The 8,181-nt window shown below is 28.5% G+C and carries 7 protein-coding genes and 1 pseudogene; 7 read left to right on the forward strand and 1 reads right to left on the reverse strand.

Going from position 1 to position 8,181, the window contains the following annotated elements; genetic code table 11:
- Window positions 1–130: 130 nt before the first annotated feature.
- Entirely contained in the window at window positions 131–274 is a 144-nt protein-coding gene (locus KSU54_RS18085) for a hypothetical protein (RefSeq protein ID WP_009299691.1), read from the reverse strand.
- A 160-nt stretch (window positions 275–434) separates the two neighbouring features.
- Between KSU54_RS18085 and KSU54_RS18090 the strand changes: the two genes are divergently transcribed.
- From KSU54_RS18090 to KSU54_RS18120, 7 genes and pseudogenes are all read left to right on the forward strand, one after another.
- Window positions 435–992 carry a hypothetical protein gene (locus KSU54_RS18090; protein ID WP_009299692.1) on the forward strand — a complete coding sequence of 186 codons (558 nt, stop codon included), beginning with the start codon at window positions 435–437 and terminating at the stop codon, window positions 990–992.
- Window positions 993–2,336: 1,344 nt separating this feature from the next.
- Complete coding sequence (locus tag KSU54_RS18095; RefSeq protein WP_003534592.1) at window positions 2,337–2,648, forward strand: N-terminal phage integrase SAM-like domain-containing protein; 312 nt, start codon at window positions 2,337–2,339, stop codon at window positions 2,646–2,648.
- Window positions 2,649–2,961: 313 nt separating this feature from the next.
- A complete protein-coding gene (locus KSU54_RS18100) occupies window positions 2,962–3,429 on the forward strand; it encodes a tyrosine-type recombinase/integrase (RefSeq protein ID WP_226814629.1) in 468 nt (155 codons plus the stop codon).
- Between the two features lie 1,404 nt (window positions 3,430–4,833).
- A complete protein-coding gene (locus KSU54_RS18105; RefSeq protein ID WP_008793122.1) occupies window positions 4,834–5,331 on the forward strand; it encodes a sigma-70 family RNA polymerase sigma factor in 498 nt (165 codons plus the stop codon).
- A 23-nt stretch (window positions 5,332–5,354) separates the two neighbouring features.
- On the forward strand, window positions 5,355–6,218 hold the full coding sequence (locus KSU54_RS18110; protein WP_009299693.1) for a ParA family protein: 864 nt from the start codon (window positions 5,355–5,357) through the stop codon (window positions 6,216–6,218).
- Window positions 6,196–7,578 (forward strand): ParB N-terminal domain-containing protein, encoded by a 1,383-nt coding sequence (locus KSU54_RS18115; protein WP_009299694.1) that lies wholly within the window; start codon window positions 6,196–6,198, stop codon window positions 7,576–7,578. The genes KSU54_RS18110 and KSU54_RS18115 overlap by 23 nt, the downstream gene beginning before the upstream one ends.
- A 330-nt stretch (window positions 7,579–7,908) precedes the next feature.
- Window positions 7,909–8,181 (forward strand): annotated as a pseudogene (locus KSU54_RS18120) (hypothetical protein); the annotation flags it as partial.

Below are 8,181 nucleotides of genomic sequence, written 5' to 3' on the forward strand. Positions count from 1 at the left end.
TTGAGACATGCGCTCTGAGAGCAGGGCTATGCCCGCAAATGTAAAACCACCGGCTAAGCCGGTGGATATTTATTGCTTTGAATAGTGCTGAAACTTAGTATTTATACTATTTTAGAACTACTTATGGCAATTATTTGATGTTTTCGTTATCGTTATTTGTATCCTCTTTCGTTTCAGCTATTTTAGAAGTGTTTTCTTTGATAGCTTTAATTATTTGATCTGTTTTGATCCAAAAGATTATTATAGGTATAATCCAAAATATAAATCCAATCATCGTTACCCCTCCTCTTACATTTTTATAATACCATAATTTTATAAAAAATAAAAAAAGCGTTGATAAAATAATGCTTTTTTTTGATATCATATAAATGAGGTAGGAGTTATAAATCAATTGCTTTTGCAGGCATAATCTTATATAAGGAGAGGTATATATTATGAAAAAATCTATAAAGTTGTTTCTTTGTCTAACTTTAATATTTGTTTGTGCGTTCATGTCTCCTGTTGGAGTTAATGGTGCATCAGATTCTTCAAGTGAAGCTGTTTTATACGAGGCTGAATTCAGCCTGTCTAATCCAAATGAACAGACTAAAACGTTTAAAAATGGAGATAAAACAATTTGTTTAAAAATGGGTGAAGATTTGTCTTTAAAAACAAGAGAAACAATTCCAATCGGCTCATTTAACAGGTACTTTACTTATGATGATGGTATAATTACAATGAAAGCAAGGTATACTGGTTCGGTAAATCCATACAATTCTTTCATAACTGAAGTAAGTGATGGTAGATATAATTCTTTGGCTGGGACAACATTTATACGTGACAGGTATAGTTGGGGAAGCCTTAGTTATGCTCCATCTAATGCTTATGGTAAATATGAGGTTGATTACACTTTACCGGTAATAGGAGGAACTAAGACACACACATTAATGGTAAGTATCAAACCAACTTTTTCTGGTGGTGTTGTCAAAGTTACATTGGGATCTAATATTTAAAATTGTAGTTTATAAATTACATACACTATACTAGCACATAGCAATCTGATTTTAGCTTAATAAAAAGGCTTTAAGTGTTTTGAATCATTAAGTTTCATTTAAAATTAAATTGATATGGATAAGGATTGAGGCCTATAGTCTAAAGGTGTTAATCCTTTTCTTTTTAAATTTTTTTCTTTCGTAGTTGTGATAACGAATATATTATCTTATAGCTGCTTATAAATCATATGATTTATTTAGAGCTAAAAATGTAAATAATCATTTAAAAGAACAATTGTACTGAGAAAGTCTGCGTTATGAACAGGTACAGTGTTTAACCGGACTAATTACAGAAGTAAAGAATAGATGCAATAAAATTTGAAAAAATATTGAAATATTATTCAAAAAAAATGTAGAATAGAATTGTACTGTAGGAAGGCGTGGGTAATGCTCTAATCCAAATATTCCATCTGTGGGGAGTGATGAACTATATGTTCGTTACTCTTTTTTTGTAATGATTTAATTTGAAATTGTTGTATTGTGTCGCTCCGCGCGGATTATATGTATTTAGCGTGTATCAGATGTTTATCATTCAATTTTAAATTTGATTGATTTTATTTAAAGGCTTATTTCTATATTTTTTGTTCTGTGAACTGTATAATATATATTTATCTTACTTTGAGTTAAAAAATATATGGATATAGTATTTTTTTGTTGTGTTTTTTGATTTTATAAGCTGATATACTAATAATAAGGTGAAAGAAATGGTATTAGAATTAATATTGAAACAACTGAGCTTCAGATAGCTGTTGTAAGGCTCGCTAGAGGTGTTTCTAGAAAAATCAATATCAACAGCAAGCCTTATCATTTTATTTGTCCGGAATACGAGAAAATCAGTATAGGTGATTGGGTTGTTGTTGAAGTAAAAAGGAAGACTCATAATAAAAATATTGAGCATGATTTCGGGGTAGGCCGTGTTGATGAGATCATGACATGGACGGATAAAGAAATATTGACATTCAGGCCCAATTCATTTGTGGTATGCAAATTAGAAGAATCAGATAAATTTGAAAAAAGATGTATAAACATTAACAATAAGAAAAAATCTTTGTGGGCTAGGTATAATGCTGTTGATTGTAAGATAAATCCAGATAAAAAGGTAGAAGGGGTTCCTATGAATATATTTGATAACTTGCTTGATAATACTGGAAAACTTCATTTTACAAGCTTAATAAATACTCCCATAAAATGACTTCAGAAAAAAAGAAGATAAAGAAAAAACGCCAGCTTGAATAATATTCTGGTAGTATAATAAATCAGTTTAATGTATTATTAAAGCTGATTTTTTTATGGGAGGAATGTATTATGACTTTAAATGAATTATTTGACATATATATCGAAGATGTCGATATGATCAATCAGGTTACGACTACAGATTCTATTAAATATCGTTATAAATCTCATTTGAAACCTGTATTTGGAAATATAGAATTAGAAGCTATTGATCCAAAGTCCATTAAGAAGTTTCAAAAGGATATGGTTGAAGGTGTCTATGGAAGTAGAAGTGGTGATGTATTTTCGGTGTCATATATTAATTTAATTGTAGAACTGCTTAAACGATTGATTAAATATAGTGTTTTAATGAATTGCTTTACACCGACAGTTGAGCAGTCATGAGGATAAAACGTAGCCATACTCTTGTTGACAAGGAAAAACATAAAAAATGTTAAATTATATGGAGTATCGGAGATTTCAACAGGTTTATAAGTCATGTTGATGAAGAAAAAATTCTATGTACTGTTTAATGTTTTTTTCTATACTGGACTGCGCAAAGGCGAAGCACTGTCTCTGATGTGGAAAGATGTAGAACTGATAGAATAGACAATAACAATTAATTCTACTGCCTGTCGCGTAAGAGGTAGAGGTCAGGTTGTTAAAGAACCAAAATCTTTCAGTTCACATCGTATTATTTATATTAATGACAGCCTGAATGAAATACTGCTTAATTATTACCTTAATAAGAAGACTGAATATAGTTGTAACATTAATCATCATTTTGTCTTTGGTGATACAAAAATGCTGTCGTATTCTACTCTTGATCGTTTTTTTTATTAAATATAAAGAGTTATCCAATGTTTCTAATATGAATCTGCACGGTTTTAGACACTCTCATGCTACCATGATGTTGGAAATAACCAATGATGTCTACAACGTTTCAAAACGTCTTGGGCATGAAAATATAGAAATTACGGATACGTATTTACATGTGAATAATAAAATTCAGAGAGAAATGGCTCAAAAAATTGAAGATGTTATTAAAAGTGAAGAAAAAAATAAAATTGAGGACTATTTATATGATCTAAAGGTGAGTTTAAAAATGCAGATGACTAAAGGCAGTTACAGTAAAAAAGATATTAGAAAATTGAAAAAAATATATGATTATATTGCAGAACTGTAAATTATGTATAATTTCTAATATTATGTGGGAAACTATTTAAAATTCAAAGAGATGTAATATTAAAAGTTAAATTTTGGAAGGAGAAGCTAGAAAGCAATTTAGAAAGTGGGATAATGTGAAGTATATTGCAGAAAGTACGACTAAAAGAATGATATCCAAAGATTCATATAGAAATAAAAATTGGGGAATGGAAATAAATACAAATAATAGATTAAATCCCAAAGATGGTATAGGTATTAGATAATTCTTTAAACAGATTGATGATTACAGATAATAGATCTAGTGAAATGGTAAGTACTGTAGAATTCTTGATTGTGATAATTATATTTTTTCAATTGCTGCAGTAGAATTGTTTTGAATATTGATTTCGCAATATTTAAATTAAACAGGGAACTGATTGCTACGGGAGAAATGAAGGAAATGGGATCAAAATGAAATAGAATAAAATTACATATCTCAATTACTTTGCAAGGATATTATGGAAAGAATTGGCGGTAATAAAATATATGATAAAAAATGGTATAAACAGTAAAAAATAGATATACTTGATATTGAATAGATTAAATGTTATAATCTATCTGTAAATCGGGCATTGTTATATCACAATGCAAACAAAAAGGTAAGGAATGCACTCCTTACCTTTTCTGGTTTTTACAGTGAACTTAACACTAGGCTAGTTATCGTTATAAATATTTGTCTAACTATTTGCATATGTAATAAACTATTACACCTGCCATGACAGAAATAATCAAATCGGACATTATTATACCACCTCCTCTCCAAACAGGAGGGACGATAACAAACGTATTATATCAAATAAAATTTTGTCTAACAATTTATTATTGAGAAATATTTTGATTAAAAATAGAGTTGTACTCTATAAACTGATATATGAGTATTTAAAAAATGTTTAAATTATCAAGCAGTGGTATAATTAATATCGTTATTTTTTCAATTTTTTATTTATTTTTATGTTTTCAGGTGATATACTTAAACAGTCGAAACAACTAAATAAAAAATCCTGTTTCACTACCAATGAAACAGGATTGAGCATAGTCATTTAGCACTTAACTATGACACATATGATAATAAATCATATAATATATAAATATGGTTTGTTTATATAGAAATTTACCATATTGGAAAGATAAAATCTAGTAGTTATATGCTTAAATGACTGTGAAATCAAGTATAAAGTATATAACTTTATTTTGTATGATTTATCTTCTTATTTTATTTTTTTAGATTATTTAATAAAAATGGGGCGAAATACCTGTTTTTATTCGAAAATATTAACTTATAGAAGCACTTAGCAACTAATTTGCAAAGTGCTTTTTTTGTCGTTTTTATCAATATAAATTTAAATATGCAAAAAAATTCTATGTAGGCTTGGGAGGGAGACTGATGAGTATAATTTTGGATAACAAAAAAACAATGGAGAATATTCAGGAATTATTGGAATATCTTTCAGGAATCGTCAACGGGGCAAGATACAACATTGAAATAGCATGTGAGGAAGATAAGGAAAATGATATAAGAATTTATTTAATAGACAATCTCGAAAGAGATTTTGATGCAAATTTTATTACAACAACTTCGATATTAAAAATGGATGATTCGAAATCAAGTGTTGATTCTAAGAAATATGAAAGCAGAATGATAGATCTGTTGGACAAATCTAATGAAGAAACAATGTTTCTTATAGAAATGTTTGACTGTATAAATAAATTGGATAAGGAAGACAGATGTATTTTGATAAAAAGAGAAATATTAAATTACACAAGAGAGGAAGTGAAGAATGAGATGAACATATCGACAAATAGTTATTATAAACGGTTGAGGGAGGCTAAGTATCGTTTAGCATTACTGATCCCAGATGCAATTATGATCAAAGAAATTTAAAAAAAGGAAAAGAGGAAAAAAATATGAGAACAATTGTAATTACAAATATGAAAGGTGGAGTTAGTAAAACTACTACTGCACTATCTTTAGCAAAAGGCATGGCTGATAAAGGATATAAAACACTGCTTATTGACAGCGATCCACAAGCAAATGCGACAGATGTTGCAGGCAATATTGGAAACGAACTTGATGAGAAATTTATTAATGAATTTAATGATGATATTAAAAATGAGGAAGATTTCTTAAATAAATTGAATGACTGTTTATACAGTGATTACACCATTAATTTTAATCTGAAAGATATTTTTGAAGAACCTAGTTACATTAAAGAAGTAATTATGAAAACAAGAATAAAAAACTTAGATTTAATACCTTCTGCATTATCACTTGGTGATGCGAAAATAAGCTTACTTCATAATTTTAATCAGGATATAACTGGATATTTAAAGTCTGCGTTTAAATATATTGAAGATGATTATGACTTTGTAATAGTAGATGAGGCACCAGATGACAGTGTTATTTTGAGCAATGCACTAAGAGTTGCTGACTTAGTGATTATCCCTGTTAAACCAGATAGAGGTTCTTTAAAAGGATTAATTGTTTCTGTAAGCAAGCTCTTAAAAATGAAGGATGTTAATTTTGACTTAAAAGTATTGTTGACGATGATTAATGATAATAACAATGAAAAAGGAATTGTTAATCTGTTCCATAAATATTTTAGCGGAAAAACATTAGACACAACTATTCGGTATCGTGCAAAACCTGCGAACAGTGCTACGATCCAAAATGAATTTTTAATCGACAGTGATCTTAATATTGGTAATGATTTAAAGAAATTGGTTGATGAAGTAGAGGTGTATTTTAATGATTTGTCCGTACATCGATAAAGAAAAAACACAGCAGAATACAAAAACTCTTATTGAAGATTTAAGACCAGTTATTAAATCTGGTTTTTATGAGGTAAAGAAATTAAATATTGCTGAAGTAGAAAAAATTTGTGATTTTACTACTCTTGTTGAAACAAGAGTAGTAAATAGTGCAAATGAAATAATAATGAAATTATTATTAAGTGCATCAAGAATCTTAACACAAAGTGAAAAAAGATTTTTCTATTATTATTTTCTAAATGGAATGTGTATTAAAAATCTTAGAAACGGAGTAGTGTTCTGCGATGAGTGTATTGTTATTGCCAATGGTTATTATATTTTACAGAACATTATAAGAAAACTGATGTATTCATTTAATGAAACCGTTGTATATAAAATTAAAAGAGGGCGAGGAGATAGTATGAGCGGATTAGAATTTAATTTAAAACAATATGATAAATCTAACAGTGAGGATTTGATGAGGGAATTTGATAAAAGAAAAAAGGTAGAACCGATTGCAATAGAGGATATTAAATATAATCCATTAAATCCAGATTTCGATACACTGGAGGATATTGTAGAGTTTGCTGATAAAATTTATCACAATCCAAATGGAGTCTTAGAAGTTATTACAGTTTATCGTGATAGTGATGGTAAGTATATGTTGGTAAGCGGTCATAAAAGAATTAAAGCCTGCAAATATAATATTGAACATGAGAGTGAATTAGATGGTACTGGAAAAGTTCAAAAGACAATAGTCGCAACGATTGTTAAGAAACCAGATAATGAAATTGAAGAGATGAATACTATTCTTACTTACAATGATTATCGTAGATTTGATACTGAAGAAAAGAAATATACTTTGTTTAAAGCATATTACCAGTATGTTGCAGTACTCAATAAAAACGGAGAATTTAAAGGAAGAATTAGAGAATTCATTTCAAAACAGAGTGGATTAGGATTAAAAAAGGTAGGAGATTTTATTGATGAACTTGAAAATACTGTACTAATGTATTTAAACGAATTTAAGGATGATGTGAACAGAAATCTTGTAAATATAGAAGAGAGAAATGATTATCTTATCCACAAATCAGGATTACCAATTGAGACGCTGCAGTTAGTGTTGACAAAAATAAAGAAAAAAATCGAGGAAGATCCTAAGGTAAAAAATGATGATGAAGTACTGACAGGACAAACATCTATCGATGATTTTGTGAAAGATGATCTAAGTATTCATTACGAAGAAGTCCGTATGAAATTAACAAATTATTTTGATGCGAAGTGTATGGTAACAAAAAATAATAAGATTACTATTAATTGCGTGGATATAAAAGATTTAAACAGAGTGTTGCAAATGATGGGTGTGATTACAAATGATTAATATGTTTGAAGTATATAAGTTTGAGAGTTTATCAAAAGACGATAAACTCACTGTTATCTTAATCATACTGATTGGAATATTAATTTTTATAATATTGTGTTGGCTGATGTTTTTGTACATAAGCGCATTGAAAGGCAAGGCGAAAAAATTAGGCATTAATCATAAAGAGCAGATCACAAAAGTAATAAGAAAAATTAAAAAACAACATTAAATTGAGTATTATAAAAAAATTAAAATTTAACTGAATAAATGATAATTTTTTAGATTTGACAAAAAAATAAAAACATCAAAGTCCCTTTGATGTTGATTTAGAGAGGAGATATGAGACGCATGCTCAGTTCTGGAAACTACATTGAGTATAAAACAATAAAAGATACAGCCATTATTAAATCTTTTATCAAAACTAAGGCTTATTCAAATCAAGCAAATATAGAATCTAAAATTGACAAGCTAATTGCATATGAGAAAAAAAGAAATGCAACTAAAAAGAATTACTGTATTAAGTTAAGAGTGATGATTTCCAGATCATTATCTAAACAGCAAAAACATGAACTTGCGAAACAGTTTATGTTTAATATAAGTCTAGATTATAAATCTATTCCC

Origin of the sequence: Erysipelatoclostridium sp. MSK.23.31 (assembly GCF_019125875.1) — a bacterium.
Lineage (GTDB): Bacteria > Bacillota_I > Bacilli_A > Erysipelotrichales > Coprobacillaceae > Thomasclavelia > Thomasclavelia ramosa.

Coding starts and splice junctions, on each gene's coding strand:
- KSU54_RS18100 (WP_226814629.1), top strand. CDS start 2,962: ATGAAATACTGCTTAATTATTACCTTAATAAGAAGACTGAATATAGTT.
- KSU54_RS18095 (WP_003534592.1), top strand. CDS start 2,337: ATGACTTTAAATGAATTATTTGACATATATATCGAAGATGTCGATATG.
- KSU54_RS18090 (WP_009299692.1), top strand. CDS start 435: ATGAAAAAATCTATAAAGTTGTTTCTTTGTCTAACTTTAATATTTGTT.
- KSU54_RS18085 (WP_009299691.1), bottom strand. CDS start 274: ATGATTGGATTTATATTTTGGATTATACCTATAATAATCTTTTGGATC.
- KSU54_RS18115 (WP_009299694.1), top strand. CDS start 6,196: ATGATTTGTCCGTACATCGATAAAGAAAAAACACAGCAGAATACAAAA.
- KSU54_RS18110 (WP_009299693.1), top strand. CDS start 5,355: ATGAGAACAATTGTAATTACAAATATGAAAGGTGGAGTTAGTAAAACT.
- KSU54_RS18105 (WP_008793122.1), top strand. CDS start 4,834: ATGAGTATAATTTTGGATAACAAAAAAACAATGGAGAATATTCAGGAA.